This window comes from Duganella zoogloeoides, assembly GCF_034479515.1.
Classification (GTDB): domain Bacteria; phylum Pseudomonadota; class Gammaproteobacteria; order Burkholderiales; family Burkholderiaceae_D; genus Rugamonas; species Rugamonas zoogloeoides.
In genome coordinates, this window is sequence record NZ_CP140152.1 from 4806737 (window position 1) to 4823375 (window position 16639).

Annotated in this window: 17 protein-coding genes and 1 tRNA gene; 10 read left to right on the top strand and 8 right to left on the bottom strand. The window is 65.4% G+C overall.

Annotation, left to right across the window (positions count from 1 at the left end; translation table 11 throughout):
* Window positions 1-19: 19 nt before the first annotated feature.
* Complete coding sequence (locus tag SR858_RS21185; protein WP_019921553.1) at window positions 20-2344, bottom strand: TonB-dependent receptor; 2325 nt, start codon at window positions 2342-2344, stop codon at window positions 20-22.
* Window positions 2345-2598: 254 nt separating this feature from the next.
* Here SR858_RS21185 and SR858_RS21190 point away from each other — a divergent pair, with 254 nt between their 5' ends.
* The 4 genes from SR858_RS21190 (at window position 2599) to SR858_RS21205 (ending at window position 4128) form a co-directional block, all read left to right on the top strand.
* The gene (locus tag SR858_RS21190) at window positions 2599-3276 is read left to right on the top strand and encodes a Fic family protein (RefSeq protein ID WP_322534632.1); all 678 of its coding nucleotides are present in this window, start codon (window positions 2599-2601) and stop codon (window positions 3274-3276) included.
* A gap of 81 nt (window positions 3277-3357) precedes the next feature.
* Window positions 3358-3434: transfer RNA gene (locus SR858_RS21195), tRNA-Pro, on the top strand.
* A 71-nt stretch (window positions 3435-3505) separates the two neighbouring features.
* Window positions 3506-3850, top strand: coding sequence for a type II toxin-antitoxin system RelE/ParE family toxin (locus SR858_RS21200; protein WP_154819919.1), 345 nt, complete (start codon window positions 3506-3508; stop codon window positions 3848-3850).
* Window positions 3847-4128, top strand: coding sequence for a helix-turn-helix domain-containing protein (locus SR858_RS21205; protein WP_019921550.1), 282 nt, complete (start codon window positions 3847-3849; stop codon window positions 4126-4128). Before SR858_RS21200 ends, SR858_RS21205 begins: the two co-directional genes overlap by 4 nt.
* 151 nt (window positions 4129-4279) lie before the next feature.
* Here SR858_RS21205 and SR858_RS21210 read toward each other — a convergent pair whose 3' ends face one another.
* Window positions 4280-5062, bottom strand: coding sequence for an IclR family transcriptional regulator domain-containing protein (locus tag SR858_RS21210; protein WP_026637235.1), 783 nt, complete (start codon window positions 5060-5062; stop codon window positions 4280-4282).
* Window positions 5063-5219: 157 nt separating this feature from the next.
* Here SR858_RS21210 and SR858_RS21215 point away from each other — a divergent pair, with 157 nt between their 5' ends.
* The 6 genes from SR858_RS21215 to SR858_RS21240 are packed head-to-tail and all read left to right on the top strand — an operon-like array spanning window position 5220 to window position 10863.
* The gene (locus tag SR858_RS21215; RefSeq protein ID WP_019921548.1) at window positions 5220-6119 is read left to right on the top strand and encodes a 4-hydroxyphenylpyruvate dioxygenase; all 900 of its coding nucleotides are present in this window, start codon (window positions 5220-5222) and stop codon (window positions 6117-6119) included.
* The gene (locus tag SR858_RS21220) at window positions 6116-6961 is read left to right on the top strand and encodes a shikimate dehydrogenase family protein (protein ID WP_019921547.1); all 846 of its coding nucleotides are present in this window, start codon (window positions 6116-6118) and stop codon (window positions 6959-6961) included. The genes SR858_RS21215 and SR858_RS21220 overlap by 4 nt, the downstream gene beginning before the upstream one ends.
* Window positions 6958-7845, top strand: a complete 888-nt coding sequence (locus tag SR858_RS21225) for a sugar phosphate isomerase/epimerase family protein (RefSeq protein WP_019921546.1) — start codon at window positions 6958-6960, stop codon at window positions 7843-7845. Before SR858_RS21220 ends, SR858_RS21225 begins: the two co-directional genes overlap by 4 nt.
* The gene (aroQ, locus tag SR858_RS21230) at window positions 7842-8315 is read left to right on the top strand and encodes a type II 3-dehydroquinate dehydratase (protein ID WP_019921545.1); all 474 of its coding nucleotides are present in this window, start codon (window positions 7842-7844) and stop codon (window positions 8313-8315) included. The genes SR858_RS21225 and aroQ overlap by 4 nt, the downstream gene beginning before the upstream one ends.
* A gap of 40 nt (window positions 8316-8355) precedes the next feature.
* Window positions 8356-9483: a porin gene (locus tag SR858_RS21235; protein WP_019921544.1), complete on the top strand. Its 1128-nt coding sequence runs from the start codon at window positions 8356-8358 to the stop codon at window positions 9481-9483.
* Window positions 9484-9525: 42 nt separating this feature from the next.
* Complete coding sequence (locus tag SR858_RS21240; RefSeq protein WP_019921543.1) at window positions 9526-10863, top strand: MFS transporter; 1338 nt, start codon at window positions 9526-9528, stop codon at window positions 10861-10863.
* A gap of 2 nt (window positions 10864-10865) precedes the next feature.
* Here the strand turns inward: SR858_RS21240 and SR858_RS21245 are convergent, their stop codons facing one another.
* The 6 genes from SR858_RS21245 to SR858_RS21270 all read right to left on the bottom strand — a co-directional run bounded on the left by SR858_RS21245 (window position 10866) and on the right by SR858_RS21270 (window position 16613).
* Window positions 10866-11876: an NADP-dependent oxidoreductase gene (locus tag SR858_RS21245; protein WP_019921542.1), complete on the bottom strand. Its 1011-nt coding sequence runs from the start codon at window positions 11874-11876 to the stop codon at window positions 10866-10868.
* A gap of 4 nt (window positions 11877-11880) precedes the next feature.
* Window positions 11881-12954, bottom strand: coding sequence for an alkene reductase (locus SR858_RS21250; protein ID WP_019921541.1), 1074 nt, complete (start codon window positions 12952-12954; stop codon window positions 11881-11883).
* A gap of 23 nt (window positions 12955-12977) precedes the next feature.
* Window positions 12978-13784: an SDR family NAD(P)-dependent oxidoreductase gene (locus SR858_RS21255; protein WP_019921540.1), complete on the bottom strand. Its 807-nt coding sequence runs from the start codon at window positions 13782-13784 to the stop codon at window positions 12978-12980.
* Window positions 13785-13853: 69 nt separating this feature from the next.
* The gene (locus SR858_RS21260; protein WP_019921539.1) at window positions 13854-14462 is read right to left on the bottom strand and encodes a TetR/AcrR family transcriptional regulator; all 609 of its coding nucleotides are present in this window, start codon (window positions 14460-14462) and stop codon (window positions 13854-13856) included.
* Window positions 14463-14517: 55 nt separating this feature from the next.
* Window positions 14518-15897: a heavy metal sensor histidine kinase gene (locus SR858_RS21265; RefSeq protein WP_026637234.1), complete on the bottom strand. Its 1380-nt coding sequence runs from the start codon at window positions 15895-15897 to the stop codon at window positions 14518-14520.
* The gene (locus tag SR858_RS21270; RefSeq protein WP_019921537.1) at window positions 15894-16613 is read right to left on the bottom strand and encodes a heavy metal response regulator transcription factor; all 720 of its coding nucleotides are present in this window, start codon (window positions 16611-16613) and stop codon (window positions 15894-15896) included. Before SR858_RS21270 ends, SR858_RS21265 begins: the two co-directional genes overlap by 4 nt.
* Window positions 16614-16639 lie beyond the last annotated feature (26 nt).

A 16639-nucleotide genomic window follows, 5' to 3' on the forward strand; every position in this document is an offset into this window, starting at 1 on the left:
TCAAAGGCGGCATTATCGCCTAGAACTTCGTGGCAAGGCTCACGCCGATCGCGCGCGGCATCAGGCGGTAGCCTTGCACGATCGACGCCACCTGCGGGTGCTGGATCACGGTATCGTTGTCGAAGGCATTCTTGACGAACACCGTGGCTGTTACCCGGTCGAACGACATGCCGGCACTGAAGTCGGCCGTGTGATAGCCGGGACGGTCGTAGTCGGTCGATTCCGGGTTGAGTGAGCCCTTGCTCGCGCCCACCCACTGCACGCCGCCCATCACGAACGCGCCGCGCTCGCCCACGACGAAGTTGTAGCGTGCGCTGATGGCCGCGTTGTACTTCGGCACGCCCTGGATGCGCGCGCCGGCCACCGCCCCCACCACGCCGTTCTGGCTGCCCACATCGTTGCTCAGTTCGGCCTTGACGTAACCGCCCGACGCGCTCAGGGTCAGGCCCGCCATCGGCTTGGCCTTGATGTCGAATTCAAAGCCTTTGGTGGTGGCGTCGCCGGCATTGGCGTTGTAGGTATAGGCGCAGGTGGGCAGGTACACGCCCTGCTGGATATTCCTCCATTTCACGTAGAACACGTCGGCGTTGACGGTCAGCCGGTTGTTGAGAAACCGTGACTTGCTGCCCACCTCGTAGCTCCACAGGCTGTCGGCCGCGTAGTTGGGCGGGCCTTCGGTCAAACCGTTGAGCTCCAGATCCGGGCCGCAGGTGGTCGGTGGCACGAAGATATTCGAGCCGCCAAGCCTAAAACCCTTGGCCACGCTGGTGTACAGGGTATTGGACGGATCGACTTCCCACGTCATTGCATACTTGGGCGTGAACGCGTGCGACGACAGGCTGGCGCCGCTATTGTTGCCGGCGCCGGCAAGGTAGTTGCCATTGCGCTGGGCCAGCGTCGATTTCGCTTTCAGGTAGCGCGCGCCGACGGTCGCGTGCACGGCGGGGGTAAAGTAATAATTGGCTTCGCCGAAGATCGACGCCTGCTTTTCGCGGTAGTGAAATTGGCCGGCAAACGAGTCGTCGTTCGGGAACGCACCGGGCTGCACATCGGGCAGCAGCTCGGGGTCGTAGATATCGAAGCCGAACGACTTGAAGGTATCGGTGAGGCCGAAGATGGGATCGTTCTCGGCGATGTCCGTGCGCTGGCGTGAAAAATAGGTGCCGGCCAGCCAGGTCCATGGCGACGCCGATGCATTGGAAGAGTCATAAGGGCGCGATGCCAGCCGGAATTCCTGCGACACCTGGCGCACGCGGTTTTGCAGGTACACGGCCGACGGCAAGCCGGCGATCGCCTCGATCAGCGCGGGCGGCGCCTTGCCGCCGTCGTCGGTCGAAGTCAGAAAGGTCGAGAGCGAATAGCTGTTGTAGGCCGAACCGTTCTGGGTGCGGTCGAACTTGCGGGAGAAATAGCTGGTGGCCGAGGTCAGATCAGCGCCGCCCAGGTCCCAGTTGACGGTGATGCTGGGCGCGAACAGCTTGTCGAGCGACGGCTCGCGCACCTGTTTTTGCGCCTGGTAGTTGGGCCGCTCGAGGTTGAAGGCCGAGATATCCTTGGCATTGAGCCGCTGGTAGTAGAGCGATGGCGTGACGGTCACATCGCGCGTGGCCCGCCACTTGAGCGCCACGCGCAACTCCTGGTCGCTGATCCGGTTGATGTTATCGGCCTGGACCGCACCATTGCCATCGACCTGGTCGATGAAGCCGCCCGTGTGCTGGGCCTGCACACCGATGCGCAGCGCCAGCTCGTCGGGCACCAGCGGGAAATTGCCGACCACATTGGCCGACCAGCTGGCGCTGCCGCCCTTGGTATTCGACGCCTCGGTGTACGTGGTCACTTCGCGGTCTTTCAGATCCGGCTCGTTGGGCACGAACTTGATGGTCCCGCCCATCGAGCTGGCGCCGTACAGGGTCGCTTGCGGGCCGCGCAGCACTTCCACCCGGTCGATATCGAAAAAGCGCGGCTCGATATTGCCCATGGTGTACACGTTGCCGACCGTGACCGGCGTATCGCCAAGGTACACGCCCACGGTGGCCGCGCCGGCCGTGGAGCTGATGCCGCGGATTTCGATATTCGACGTGCCCGGCCCTGCCCCGCCGTTGCCGCTGGCAGCGGTGAACGAGATATTGGGCACCACGCGCGTGAGGTCGGTGATGTCGCGGATATGCTCTTCCTGCAATTGCTTGCCGGTGACAGCCGAGATGCTCATCGCCACCTTGGCCGGGTCTTCCTTGCGTTTTTGCGCGGTGACCGTGACCACCTCGATCTGGTCCGGGTTAACTGCCTGCACTTGCGCTTGCGCTGTGCCTGTCAGCGCTAACGCTGCCGAAACCGCACTGAACATGATCGTCCGCCGTGTCTTCATCCGTGTTCCCCAATCGTCAAAGTGAGCCGGTAGGCGGGGCCAGCGCCCCGAAATGATGCGTCTTTTGCAAAACAACAAGCTTAACCATCTTAATCTTTTTACAAAGCAAGATCTTTGCCAACGAGGTGGGAAATGTTGTCTATTGACAACGTATGCGCACGGTTATGCGTTGCATCAGCAAAAGCGTGTATCCGTTGCTGAGCCGGTGAAGGGCTATTGACTATCAGCCCGAGATAACCCCGGAATCGAACCGGCAAACAAACCGGCAAAGAAAGCGGAAAAATGTATCATTCTCCACGAAATTCTTGATTGAAGCGCATCGGGCGCTGTATGAGCGGCTGGCCCCCGAGGACCGTATTTCAGACGATGGAGAAGTGATCGTACCCGGTCAAATCAGGACGCGCGACGTGGAGGTGGGACGCCATATACCGCCAACGGCCGCGTCGCTGCCGGCTTTCCTTGAACGCCTCGACCAGGTGTACGGACCGACACGCAGTTGGGAGCGTACCCTGATTGCAACCGCATGTGCGCATCACCGGGTGGCATGGGTACATCCTTTCCTCGATGGTAAAGGCAGAGCCACCCGGCTGCAAAGTCATTGCGCCCTTTGGAAACTTTCTGAAGGTCTTTGGTCCCCCAATCGCGGCCTTGCGCGATCCACGACTACTTATTACGCCGCCCTTCAAAACGCCGACTCTGCGCGCCGTGGCGATCTCGATGGCCGTGGCAACCTTGCGCAGATGACAGGGCTGGGGGAGCGCAGTGCCCGCTCCCTGTTGTCCAAGCTATTGGCAGACCGGCTGCTGGTCAGCGACACGCCTTATGGCCCTGTGCGCTTTGGCATGCCGCTGAACTCGCTGGGCATGATATTCCCGAATCTTTACCCGGAAGTGGTCCAGCTACTAGCCTGATTTTTTCTCTTGCAACCCTATTCTGGCGTGCACTTCACGCGCTTGAAGGCCACGCCGGAATATGCTGAAATAATGGTACGTCGGGGTGTAGCTTAGCCCGGTAGAGCGCTACGTTCGGGACGTAGAGGCCGGAGGTTCGAATCCTCTCACCCCGACCAAGTCCTCCTCCCAAAATTCAACGTTTGCAGGAATATACAAAATATTGTATATTCGAGCCATGGGAGATTTGATGAACCTTGCCCCTAAGCCGGTAGAGTTTCGCGGCAGCTCCCTTCAAGATTTGCGCGCCTTCCCGGCAGCGGCAAGACGCGAAGCCGGCCACCAGATTGATCTTATTCAGAACGGGCAGGAGGCTGACGACTGGAAGCCCATGGCAACCGCCGTGGGGCCTGGTGCCAAGGAAATTCGAATCCGAGATGAGGCCGGAGCATTCCGGGTGATTTATGTCGCAAAATTTAACGACGCAATCTACGTGCTGCACTGTTTTCAAAAGAAAACCGCACAGACCAGCAAGCCCGATATCGACCTGGCTGAAAAACGCTACCGTGATTTGAAGAAGGAATTAGGAAAATGAACACTACCCGTTTTGCCAGCGTCTGGGATGCGATTGAAGACACGCCGGAGGAAGCTGCAAACATGAAGGTTCGTTCGCAATTGATGATGCAGTTGAAAAGCCACATCACCAAATCCGGGCTGAGCCAGGGAGACGTCGCCAAGCTGCTTGACATCACTCAGCCCCGCGTGTCCGATCTAATGCGCGGCAAGATCAATTTGTTCGGCATCGATGCCTTGGTGAATATGGCGGCCAAGGCGGGCTTGCAAGTCCAACTCCAGCTGCGAGATGCTGCGTAAGCCGAAACAGAGCAGCCAATAGCACTCTCCCGGCCAAGTCGAACCAACGTCGCATCGAAGGCCAGGGTACCCATCCGCAAGCTCCGCTGATGCAGGACGCGTTCGCGCAAATGACCGGTTTGGCGGACCGGTTATACCCGCACCACTGCACTCAAATCCACAACATCACCGTATTGGCAGTCGCCTGCAACGCCGGCACGCAGCGCCCGGTGGCCTCCGCGCGCGAGCAACTGCCTATGCTCATCGACACCGACAGCGCACCCACCAGGTCGCCGCGCCGGCTCTTGATCGGCACCGAAATGCCGCGCATGCCCACCTCGTACTGGTTTTCGGTCACGCCAAACCCCGCCTCCCGGATCGCCATCACCTCGCGCAGCAGCACCTCCTTGTCGGTGACGGTCATGTGGGTGTAGGCCACCAGTTCCACGCGTTCCAGGTAGGCGTGCAAGGCATCCTCGGGCAGGCCCGAGAGCAGCACGCGGCCGGCGGTGGATGTGTAGGCCGGCAGCCGCGTGCCCGGGTCGAAGCCGGCGGTGAGCACGCGCGGCGCGTTGACGCGGCTGACGTACACCACGTCGTCGCCCTCGAGCACCGAGTAGTTGGTGGACTCCTGCAACTGCGTGGTCAGGCGCTGCAGGAACGGCACGATGGCGCGCGGCAGCCGCGCCGAGTCCAAATAGGAGTGGCCCAGCGACAGCACCTTGGGCGTGAGCCAGAACTGCCGGCCATCGGTTTGCGCCATGCCCACGTGAACCAGCGTGAGCAGGTAGCGGCGCGCCGCGCTGCGCGTGATCTGCACCTTGCCGGCCAGCTCGCTGGCGCTCAGGCGCATCGATTCGTCGCTGAATGCACGAATCACTTCCAGCCCCTTGACCAGTCCCTCGATGACGTCGCGCTTGGCGACCACCACGTCCGGCAATGCCTGTCGCCTCATGAAGCCCCGCCTGATTATCCTGATTGCACGAATTTACGATGATTGCGCGATAATCGCGCACTCCGAGCGATTATTGCACTATTCGCGATTTTGGGGTCTATTTTTCATCGCGGTCGTTTTCTACACTCGCTGCATAAGTTCTTACAGCGAGGAGATCATGCACACACCGCAAGCCCATCCCGAGCCGACCAATCCACTCGGCATCGACGGCATTGAATTCATCGAATACGCCAGCGCGGAGCCGCTCGCCTTTGGCGCGCTGCTCGAGCAGCTGGGCTTTGTGGCCACCGCCCGCCACCGCTCGCGTGAAGTCACGCTGTACCGCCAGGGCAGCATGAACGTGATCGTCAACGCCGACGCGCGCGCCCTGCAGCAATCGGGCACCGAGCCGCGTTCCACCATCGTCAGCGCCATCGCCCTGCGCGTGCGCGATGCCGATGCCGCCTACCGCCACGCGGTGGACCAGGGCGCCTGGCCGATTCCCACCCGCGCCGGCGTGATGGAGCTGAACATCCCCGGCGTCCATGGTCCGGGCGACTCGATCCTGTATTTCGTGGACCGCTTCCGCGACTTCTCGATTTACGACGTCGACTTCAAGCCGATTGCGCCCGCGCCCGCCCCTGCTTCTGCTCCTGCTCCTGCTCCGACATTGGCCGGGCTGCACTTTTTCGGCGTGGTGCAAGCCATCGGCGCCGGCCGTGCGCCGGAATGGATCGCCTTCTACCAACAGCTGATGGACTTTCGTGCGCTGCCGGAGGGCCGCTACTTCGGCGTGGTCCCCAAAGGCACGCTGCTGGAAAGCCCGTGCCACCGCTTCTACCTGCAACTGGTGGAGCCGCCGGCAGGCGCCGCCGGCCTGCAATGGGGCGAGCAGCTGATCCGCGTGGCTTTCGGCGCCCCCGATGTGCCGGCCGCCGTGCGCGCGCTGCAGCAGCGCGGCATCGTCTTCATCGACCGCGAGCCGGTCCAGGCCAGCGAGAAAGGCGCGCTCACCCAGTTGTACAAGGGCGGCGTCAGTTTCGAACTGGTGCACAGCCACCTCGAGGAGCAGCCATGATCGACATTTCCGGCACCACGCGCATCTTCCCCGTGATCGGCTGGCCGGTCGAACAGGTGAAGGCCCCGGCGCTGTTCAACGCCTACTTCCAGCGCCACGGCCTCGATGCGCGCGTGATTCCGCTCAAGATCGAGCCGGCATCCTACGCGGCGGCAGTGCGCATGCTGATGTCGTTCGAGAACGTCGGCGGCATCTTCGTCTCGATTCCGCACAAGCCGGCCAGCGTGGGCGCAGTGCAGGTGGCAACGCCGCGCGCCGCGCTGGCCGGTTCCTGCAATGCCATCTACCGCGCTGCCGATGGCGTGCTGACGGGCGACCTGATCGACGGTGAAGGCTTTATCCGCGCGTTCGACCGCCTGTGCGCGGGCCAGGCTCCCGTGCCCGCCAATTCGCGCGCGCTGGTGGTTGGCACCGGCGGCGTCGGCTGCGCGATCGCCTACGCGCTGGCCGAACGCGGCTACGCGGAAGTGGCGATCTGCGACACCCGTCCCGCTCCGGCGGCCGCATTGCAAGCCCGCCTGCGCCAGGCCTTCCCCGATGTGCGCATCGTGATCGGCGCGCCGCAAGCGGCCGGCTACGACGTGGTGGTCAACGCCACGCCGCTCGGCATGCACGCCGACGACGCCGTGCCGATCGACTTGCAGGGCGTGTCGCCCGACTGCATCGTTGCCGACTGCGGCATGAAGATCGAGTTGACCCGGCTGCTGCGCCAGGCGCAGGAACGCGGCTGCCGCATCCAGAAGGGCAAGGAGATGCTGATCGAACAGGCGCCCTTGTACCTCGAACACTTCGGCTGGCCCGGGGTGTCGTCCGATGCGTTCCGCGCGCTGGAGGCATTATGAATCTCGCCAACTTCGGCATGGACAGCATTACCCTCGCCGGCCCGCTGGAAGCGAAGCTGCGCGCCTCGCAGGCACTGGGCTTTTCGCAGATCATGCTGTGGGCGCGCGACCTGGCGGGCCACCCCGGCGGGCTCGATGAAGCGGTGCGCATCGTGCGCGCCAGCGGCGTGCGGGTGACCGGCATCCAGGTGATGCGCGACTACGAAGGCTTGAACGGCGCGCTGCACGACTATAAGTTCGACATCGCCCGCGAACTGCTGCGGGTGTGCCATGCGGTTGGCGCACCGCTGCTGATGGTGTGCTCGACCACCTCGAGCCACGCCAGCGACGACATCCACCTGGTGGCGCGCCAGCTGGCCAAGCTGGCCACGGCGGCGGTACCGCTGGGCGTACGGGTGGGCTTCGAGGCATTGTCCTGGGGCCGCCATATCAACCAGTACGAACAATCGTGGCAGGCCGTGGAACTGGCCGACCATGCCAACCTGGGCGTGGTGATCGACTCGTTCCACATGCTGGCCAATCGCGCCGACCTCGATGGCCTGGCCGATATCCCGGCGCACAAGATCGCCATGGTGCAGCTGTCCGACTTCATGTGGCGCGAGATCCGCTCGGCCGAGGAGCGCCTGGAGACGGCGCGCCACCTGCGCGTATTCCCCGGCGAAGGCGCCCACTCGACGGAGCTGGCCGACCTGCTGCGCCGGCTCGACCGCGGCGGCTACAACGGCGACTACAGCTTCGAAGTGTTCAACGACGACTACCTGCAACTGGCGCCGGAAATCGTCGCCGCGCGCGCGCACCGTTCCGCCAAGTGGGTTACCGACCAGGTGCTGCGCCGCAGCCTGGAGGTGCGCCGGCCGGTCCACGGCCAGCCGGTGATGGCATGAAGCAGGCCATCCTGGTCCTGAACGGACCCAACCTCAATCTGCTGGGCCGGCGCGAGCCCGGCGTGTACGGCGCGCACACGCTGGCCGATGTCGAAGGCTTGTGCCGCAACGCCTGCGCGCTGCACGGCTACACGCTGGATTTCCGCCAGTCCAACCACGAAGGGGTGCTGATCGACTGGCTGCACCAGGCCGGCGCCGCGCAGGCCAGTGGCGCACTGGCCGGTGTGGTGTTCAACGCCGGCGCGTACACCCACACGTCGGTGGCGCTGCACGACGCCATCAAGGGCGCGCAGGTCAAGGTGATCGAGCTGCACATCACCAACGTGCATGCGCGCGAGCCGTTCCGCCATCACTCGTACCTGGCGCCAGCGGTATACGGCGTGATGGCCGGCTTTGGCGTGCAGGGCTATGCGCTGGCGATTGCGGCGCTGGCAGCAGGGCCGCCTGCCAGCCACAGCGACGTGAAATAAAAAAACAAAATTCACACAATAACGACAACGGAGACAAGACATGAGACAGCAGCTATGCCTGGTGGCAGCGCTGGCGGGCAGCGCCATGCCCGCGCCAGCCCTGGCCCAGGGCCAGACCACGCTGTACGGCAATATCGATGAATACGTGGGCTACATCCGCAGCAGCAGCGGCGCCAGCATTATCGGCCTGAACGACGGCGCCATCCTGCGCAGCCGCCTCGGTGTGCGCGGCGGCGAAGACCTCGGCGGCGGCAACCAGTTCAAGTTCACGCTGGAACAGGGCTTTGCCACCGACAGCGGCGTGATGGCCGACAGCAGCCGCCTGTTCGACCGCCAGGCCTGGATCGGCCTGGCCGGCCCGTACGGCGAATGGCGCATCGGCCGCCAGAACACGGAAATCTTCATGGCCGGCGGCGCCATCGACTACACCGAGCGCACCACGTTCGGCTCGCTGTTCAACAGCTTCGGCATCCCTTCGCGCTACGACAACGACCTGTATTACAAGTCGCCGCGCCTGCAAGGCGCCCAGCTGACGCTGCACTACGCGCTGCCGGAAAACGCGGGGCGCGCCGACAACGGCCCGGTGGTACAAGCCATGCTGGACTGGCAGGGAGCACGGTGGCGGGCCGGCTACGTGGGCCTGGCCGCCCGGCCCGACAGCGCCACCGCCACCGTGCGCAACCGCATCGTCTATCACAACGTGTACGTCAACTACCAGTACGGCAAGGGCAAGGTGTACCTGGCGCTGGGCCGCAGCAACAACAATACCGCCAGCGCCAACGGCTTGAACACCGCGGCCATCCTCAGCAATATCAGCAGTCCGAACAATTATTTTGCCGGCACCGACCTCAACGCCGCGCGCTATTACAACCTGGCGCAGGTCTCGGCCGACTACCGCCTCGGCCCGCAGTTGCGCGTGGGGGCGCTGTACGGCGTGCTGCACGACACCTCGGGCGGCGGCGCCAGCGCGCGCGGCTTTAATGTCGGCGGCTATTACGACCTGTCGCGGCGCAGCCAGCTCTACGCGTTCGCCAGCCGGCTGACCAACGACCGCAACGCCGGCTTCCGTTTCAGCGGCTCGGCCGGACCGTCGGCCAACCTGGCCGGCGCCGACGTCAATGGACAAAAACTGACCGGTCTGCAGATCGGCATCTTGCACAAGTTCTGATGCGCTTGTTCACCATATAAACTACGATTCTTGGAGAATACAATGTCGACCGCAACCGCACAGGCCAGGCAGCAAGCTGCTGCCGCCGCCCCCGCTTCTCAACATTCACCGCGCAAAGCGGCACTGGCCAGCTGGATCGGCAGCGCCGTGGAGTACTACGACTTTTTCATTTACGGCACCGCTGCCGCGCTGGTGTTCGGCAAGATCTTCTTTCCCGCGTTTGATCCGGCCACTGCGGCCATCGCCGCCTTCGCCACGTTTGGCGTGGCCTATATCACGCGCCCGATCGGCGCCGTCATGCTCGGCCACATCGGCGACAAATACGGCCGCAAGAAGGTGCTCACGTTCACGCTGCTGCTGATGGGCGTATCGACCTTCCTGGTCGGCCTGCTGCCCACCTACAGCCAGGCCGGCATCCTGTCGCCCATCATGCTGGTGGTGCTGCGCATGTTGCAAGGCATCTCCGCTGCCGGCGAACAGGCCGGCGCCAACTCGATGACGCTCGAACACGCGCCACCGCACCGCCGCGCCTTCTTTACCAGCTTTACGCTCAGCGGCACCCAGGCCGGCCTGATCCTGGCCACGCTGGTCTTCCTGCCGATTTCCGCACTGCCGGAAGAGCAGCTGCTGTCGTGGGGCTGGCGCATCCCGTTCTTCCTCAGCGCCATCGTGGTGGTGGTCGGTTTCTGGGTGCGCCGCACGCTGCCGGAAACCCCGGCCTTCCAGGAAGAGTCCAAGCAGCAGGAAGACGACCGCCTGCCGCTGACCGTGCTCCTGCAGCAGCACAAGGCCAACCTGGTGCGGGTGATCTTTGCCGCGCTGGTCTCGGTGATCAGCACCATCTTCAGCGTGTTTACGCTGTCGTACGCGGTCAATACCGTGCACCTGCCGCGTTCGACCATGCTGACGGTGCTGGTGCTGGCCAACCTGGTGGCGCTCGGTGCGATCCCGCTGTTTGCGGCGCTGTCCGACCGCATCGGTCGCCGCCCCGTGTTCATCTTCGGCGCACTCGGTTCGGCAGCGCTGGCGTGGCCGTATATGTGGGCCATCAGCACCTCCAACATTCCGCTGATCTTCGTGTTCGGCCTGCTGCTGTCGGGCGTGGTGTACAGCGCCGCCAACGGCGTGTGGCCGGCGATGTACGGCGAAATGTTCAGCACCCGCGTGCGCCTGTCAGGCATGGCGATCGGCACCCAGATCGGCTTCGCGCTCGGCGGCTTCGCCCCGACCATCAGCGCCGCCATCCTGCGCCCGGACGATCCGATAGGCTGGGTGCCGGTGGCGGCGTTCGTCACCTGCACCTCGATCATTTCGGCCTTCGCCGTCTTCACCGCGCGCGAGACTTGCCGGGTGCCGATGCAGGACCTCGGGAAAAATTGATACTACGGTGCCGGCGCCGTCCGCACCACCACCTTGCCCCTGGCCCGCCCCTGGTCCAGGTAGGCCAGCGCCTCCCTGGCCTGGGCGAACGGATAAACCTGGTCGATCACGGGACGGATGGCGCCCGTTTCCAGCAGCTGGCCGATGGCGGCCAACTGGGCGCCGTCCGGACGCACGAACATGAAGGAATAAGCGGCGCCGCGTTGCCCGGCCAGGCCCCGGATCTTGCGGCTGAGCAGGCCCATCACGCAACGGAACACCACGTTCATGCCGCGCTGGCGGGCAAATTCGGCGGTGGGCGGGCCGATCAGCGAGACGACCTTGCTGCCCGGTCGGACGATGCCCAGCGCCTGCGCCAGTCCATCGCCCTTCACCGTGCCCAGCACCACGTCGTAGTCGCTCAGCACTTGGGTGAAATCCTGCTGCTTGTAGTCGATCACTTCATCAGCCCCGAGGCTGCGCACCAGCGCCACGTTGGCGGTGCTGGTGGTGGTGGCCACGCGGGCCCCCATCTGTTTGGCCAGCTGGATGGCAAACGAGCCGATGCCGCCCGAGCCGGCCGGGATGAACACCTGCTGCCCCGGCTTGACCAACGCATGCTCGTGGAACGATTGCCACGCGGTGAGCCCCACCATCGGGATCGATGCTGCCTGCACGAAGTCGAGGTTGGCGGGCTTGTGGGCGGCTGCGTGTTCGGGCACGGCAGCGAACTCGGCCAGCGCACCACGGCCAGTGTCGAACACGCTGGCAAACACTGCATCACCCACCTTGAACCGGGTCACGCCGGCGCCTACCTCCACCACTACCCCGGCCAGATCGCTGCCCATCACGGCAGGCAGCTCGAACTTGAGCAGCGGCTTGAATTCGCCCCTGACGATTGCGTTATCGACCGGATTGAGGCCGGCCGCGTGGACTTGCACCAGGATCTCGCCGGGCGCGGCCACCGGGCGGGCCACCTCGGCCAGCGCCAGGGCGCCGGTCTTGCCATAGGCTGTCAGAATGAGTGCTTGCATGGTGTCAGTTCGCCAAGGTCGGGTAATCAGTGTACCCCTTGGCGCCGGGCGTGTAGAACGTGGCCGGATCGGGGGCGTTCAACGGGGCGTCGCGGTGCAGGCGCTCGACCAGGTCGGGATTGGCGATGAACGGGCGGCCAAAGGCCACCAGGTCGGCCTGGCCACCTGTCAACGCCTGCTCGGCGCTGGTTTTGTCGAAGCCGCCGGCAGCGATGAACGGGCCATCGAAGGCGGCGCGCAAGGCAGCCTTGATGCCGGCAGGTACGGGCGGCGTGCCCATCGCCGAATGGTCGAGCACATGCACGTACAGCAGGCCCAGCCGCGACAGTTCCGCCACCAGCTCAATGTATTGTTCGTCAACGCCGTCATAGGCGCCAGCGGCATTGACCACGCCGTAAGGCGACAGGCGTATGCCCACGCGGTCGGCGCCAATCGCGGCCACTGCCGCGCGCGCCACTTCCAGCACGAAGCGGTTGCGTCCTTCGGCGGTCACGCCGTAGCCGTCGGTGCGCAGGTTGATATTGGCGTTGAGGAATTGTTCAAGCAGGTAGCCATTGGCCGCGTGCAGTTCGACGCCGTCGAAGCCGGCCTCGATCGCCAGGCGCGCGGCGTCGGCATACTCCTGCACCGTGGCGGCGATGTCGTCCTCGGTCATGGCCCGCGGCGCCGTGTGCGGCAACGGCCCCCTGCCGTCGACCTGCATTTCGCCGGGGCACACTGCGGAAGACGGCCCCATCACCGTGGCGCCGGCGGGCAGGTTGTCGATGTGGCTGACGCGGCCCGTGTGCATCAACTGCACGACGATCTTGCCGCCCTGCGCATGCACGGCGTCGGTCACCAGGCGCCAGCCGGCCACGTGTTCGCGATTGAACAGGCCGGGAATCCGTGGGTAGCCGAGGCCGTTGGGCGACGGCGATGTGCCTTCGGTGATGATCAGGCCGGCCGTGGCGCGCTGGGCGTAGTACTCGGACACCAAGCTGCTGGGAATGTTGCCGATGGAGCGGCTGCGGGTCAGTGGCGACATCACCACGCGGTTGGACAATTGGATGCCGCGCAGGGCGAACGGTTCGAAAATCATGATGGTTATCCTGAAAGTAAAAGTTAAGCAGGCAGCAGGCGCGGGGCGACGGTGCCGGTCTGGGCGCTGGCGAACAGTGTCACGCGCGCAGTCTCGTATTGTTCGATCAGCGCGGCATCGGCCACCGATGGCAGGGTCAGGGTTTCGCCCTGGTCAAGGCCGAACAGTGCGGCATCGACCAGGGCGTCGGCCGCCATGACCGACTCCGGCGCCAGCGCGGCCAGCGGCACGCCCGACGGGTCCCACAGCTCGGTAGCGGTGGCGGCCGGCAGCACGGCCTGCACCTTGACGCCGGTCTCGGCCAGCTCGTGCTCGATGCCGCGCGTCAAGGCCACCACGAACGCCTTGGTGCCGCTGTAGACGGCGGAAATCGGCAACGAATGCAGGCCCAGCACCGAGGCGACGTTGATGATCAGGCCGGCGTTGCGCTGTTTAAAGGCGGGCAGCACGGCATAGGTCAGGCGGGTGAGCGCGGTGATGTTCAGGGTCAGTTGCGAGGACACATCGTCCGGCGTGCTGGCAGCGAGCGGCGCCAGGCGGGCGATGCCGGCGTTGTTGACCAGCACGCTCACGGCAGGATTGGTGGCCAGCACGTCGGCCACGCTGTCCTGCCCTGCCGTGGTGGCCAGGTCGGCGACCAGCGGCGTGACCTGCACGCCGTGTTTTTCAGTGAGGCTGGCAGCCAGGGTCTGCAGGCGGTCGGCGCGACGCGCGACCAGCACCAGATCGTAGCCGCGGGCGGCAAAACGGTCGGCATAGACGGCGCCGATGCCGGACGAGGCGCCGGTGATGACGGCGATGTTGCGGCTGCTGTGAGCGGTAACTGACATGATTTTCCCTTTGGAAAATTAAAAATATGACGATCATCATATTAGTGATCAAAAAAAACTGCCGAACTATTATTCGGCAGCCGGTAAGAACTGCTTGACGGTGGCCGCGCACAGCGCTGCCGACAACTTGGGATCGTCCACCGCGCGGGCCAGCATGGTGGTCCCGATCAGGGAACACAGCAACGCCATGGCCTGCTCGTGGGCCTGGGGCTGGCCCCAGTCCGGCATCTGGCGCGCCAGCAGATCGACCATCTCCTTGATGTGCACGGTGGCCGCGTGGCGCACTTCGGGCGCCTGGCGCGGCATTTCCGAGGCCAGCGCCGAGACCGGGCAACCGCGCTCGATGGAGGCGATGTGTTCGGGCGACAGGTAAGCTTCCATGATGGCCCTGACCGCCTGGCCCGGTGGCGCACTGGCTGCCACCTTGGTGGCCAGCGCCACCGCGTCGGCGCCCGCGCGGTCGCCGGCCTCGGCCAGCAGCGCGTCGCGCGAGGCGAAGTGGGCGTAGAAGCCGCCGTGGGTGAGGCCGGCCTCCTTCATGATGTCGGCCACGCCCGTGCCATCGTAGCCGCTGCGGCGGATGGCGCGCGAGGCCACCTCGACGATGCGTTCGTGGGTCACTTCCTTGCGGCTGGCACCCGGGCGTTTGGATGATTTGGTTTGCATGACGGTCATCATATACCGGTTTTGGATTGGCTGCAAGCCCGGGCCAGGCGCGGGCGCTGCGGGTCCGCTACGGAAAAACGAGCACGAAGCGCGCCTCATTGCCAGCGGCTGCCACCCGCGCCGTGCCGCCGTGCACGGCCATGATGGCGCTGACGATGGCCAGTCCCAGCCCGGTCGAGCCGTCGGCGTTGCCGCGCGCGGGATCGGCGCGGTAAAAGCGGTCGAACAGGTGCGGCAAGTGTTCGGGTGCGATGGGCGCACCGGTATTGGCGACCGTGAGCTCGGCGCCGTGGCCGCGCTGGTCTGCGCGCAGCGTAATCGTGCTGCCCGGCTGCGCATGGCGCACCGCGTTCGACACCAGGTTGGCCAGCGCGCGCCGCAGCAAGGCCGGATCGGCGTGCACCACCGCCGCGCCCAGGCAGGCGATGCGCACGTCCTGTTCCTCGGCCATGCCCTCGTAAAAGTCGGCCACCTTGCGCAGTTCGTCGAGCGCTGCCAGCGGCTGGCGCGCCAGCAGCACGTCGTCCTGGCCGGCGCGCGCGAGGAACAGCATGCTCTCGATCATGCGCGCCAGCCGTTCCAGTTCCTCGATGTTGGAAGCGATCAGCTGTTCATAGTCGGCCGCGCTGCGCGGCTGCGCCAGCAGCACCTGGCTTTGCCCCAGCAAATTGGTGATCGGCGTGCGGAATTCGTGCGCCAGGTCGGCCGAAAAGCCCGACAGCCGGGCATACCCGTCCTGCAGGCGCGCCAGCATGGCGTTCAAGGCATCGACCAGCGGTTGCAGCTCGGACGGCGCGTGGCCGGCGTTGAGCCGCTGCGCCAGCGTGCCGGGCCGCACCAGCGCCGCGTGGGCGGCGATGCGCCGCAGCGGCCGCAGGCCGCGATGGAGCATCAGCGCGGCGCACAGGGCGGCCGCCAGCGCGCTGACGGCCGCGGCGAGCGCAATGCGCCAGCGGTACTGGGCGAACATCGCATCGCGCTCGGCGTACAGCCGCGCAACGTACACGGTAACATCGCGGCTGCCGAGGCGCGCGGCAGCGGCCACCACCCGGCCTGGTTCGCCGTTGCGGCCGCGCCAGCCGACGATGGCGCCACGGTCCGGCGCCGTGCCGGCCATGGGCGGCAGCGGATAGCGCTCGGCGCCGGCGTTGATCTCGGCCAGCACGGCGCCATCGGCCGCCACGATGCGCACCAGCGAATTTTCCTGGCCGCTCATGGTGTCGCGGAAAAATTCCGGTTGCGTGCTCACCAGTTCCACCGCACCGGGGCGGCCCAGCACGATCTGCACCTGGCGCAGCTTGCCCAGCAGCTGGATATCGTCGCGGCGCTCGATCTGGCCCACGAACTCGCGGTACAGGTAGGCGCCCAGGCCGGCCGCTGCCAGCACCACGATCAGCATGAACAGCGCGGTCACCCGCACCGTCAGCGAGGAACGCCAGCGCCTCATGCGGCGTCCGGTGCTGGGGCTGGGGCCGGGGCCGGGGCCAGGTCGCACACGTAGCCCATGCCGCGCCGGGTGTGGATCAGCTTGACGGGGAACGGGTCGTCGAGCTTGCGCCGCAGCCGGCGCACCGCCACTTCGATGACGTTGGTGTCGCTGTCGAAGTTCATGTCCCATACCTGCGAGGCGATGATGGAGCGCGACAGCACCTGGCCCTGGCGCTGGGCCAGCAGGTGCAGCAGCGCGAACTCCTGGGAGGTGAGCACGATGGTGGTGGCGCCGCGCCGCACGCGCCGGCGCAGCACGTCGATTTCGAGGTCGCCAATGCGGATCAGGTCATCCTCGCGCGCGGGGCCGCGCCGCAGCAGCGTGCGGATGCGCGCCACCAGTTCCACAAAGGCGAACGGTTTGACCAGGTAGTCGTCGGCGCCCAGCTCCAGCCCGCGCACGCGGTCCTGCACCTCGTCGCGCGCGGTGAGAAACAGCACCGGCACCTGCGCCGTGGCCTGGTCGGCGCGCAAGGCGGCCAGCACCTGCCAGCCATCCATGCCCGGCAACATCACGTCGAGCACCACCAGCGCCAGGTCGGCGGCGCCGTCTTTTGCCATGGCCAGCCCGTCGCGGCCGGTGCGCGCCAGGCGCACGGCAAAGCCCGACTCGGCCAGGCCGCGCAGCAGGTAGTCGCCGGTCTTCGGCTCGTCTTCGATAATCAGGATCGTCATGGACTGCGGCGCCAGTGAAATAGCCA

Coding starts and splice junctions, on each gene's coding strand:
- SR858_RS21185 (WP_019921553.1), bottom strand. CDS start 2,344: ATGTTCAGTGCGGTTTCGGCAGCGTTAGCGCTGACAGGCACAGCGCAA.
- SR858_RS21200 (WP_154819919.1), top strand. CDS start 3,506: ATGAACCTTGCCCCTAAGCCGGTAGAGTTTCGCGGCAGCTCCCTTCAA.
- SR858_RS21205 (WP_019921550.1), top strand. CDS start 3,847: ATGAACACTACCCGTTTTGCCAGCGTCTGGGATGCGATTGAAGACACG.
- SR858_RS21210 (WP_026637235.1), bottom strand. CDS start 5,062: ATGAGGCGACAGGCATTGCCGGACGTGGTGGTCGCCAAGCGCGACGTC.
- SR858_RS21215 (WP_019921548.1), top strand. CDS start 5,220: ATGCACACACCGCAAGCCCATCCCGAGCCGACCAATCCACTCGGCATC.
- SR858_RS21220 (WP_019921547.1), top strand. CDS start 6,116: ATGATCGACATTTCCGGCACCACGCGCATCTTCCCCGTGATCGGCTGG.
- SR858_RS21225 (WP_019921546.1), top strand. CDS start 6,958: ATGAATCTCGCCAACTTCGGCATGGACAGCATTACCCTCGCCGGCCCG.
- aroQ (WP_019921545.1), top strand. CDS start 7,842: ATGAAGCAGGCCATCCTGGTCCTGAACGGACCCAACCTCAATCTGCTG.
- SR858_RS21235 (WP_019921544.1), top strand. CDS start 8,356: ATGAGACAGCAGCTATGCCTGGTGGCAGCGCTGGCGGGCAGCGCCATG.
- SR858_RS21240 (WP_019921543.1), top strand. CDS start 9,526: ATGTCGACCGCAACCGCACAGGCCAGGCAGCAAGCTGCTGCCGCCGCC.
- SR858_RS21245 (WP_019921542.1), bottom strand. CDS start 11,876: ATGCAAGCACTCATTCTGACAGCCTATGGCAAGACCGGCGCCCTGGCG.
- SR858_RS21250 (WP_019921541.1), bottom strand. CDS start 12,954: ATGATTTTCGAACCGTTCGCCCTGCGCGGCATCCAATTGTCCAACCGC.
- SR858_RS21255 (WP_019921540.1), bottom strand. CDS start 13,784: ATGTCAGTTACCGCTCACAGCAGCCGCAACATCGCCGTCATCACCGGC.
- SR858_RS21260 (WP_019921539.1), bottom strand. CDS start 14,462: ATGATGACCGTCATGCAAACCAAATCATCCAAACGCCCGGGTGCCAGC.
- SR858_RS21265 (WP_026637234.1), bottom strand. CDS start 15,897: ATGAGGCGCTGGCGTTCCTCGCTGACGGTGCGGGTGACCGCGCTGTTC.
- SR858_RS21270 (WP_019921537.1), bottom strand. CDS start 16,613: ATGACGATCCTGATTATCGAAGACGAGCCGAAGACCGGCGACTACCTG.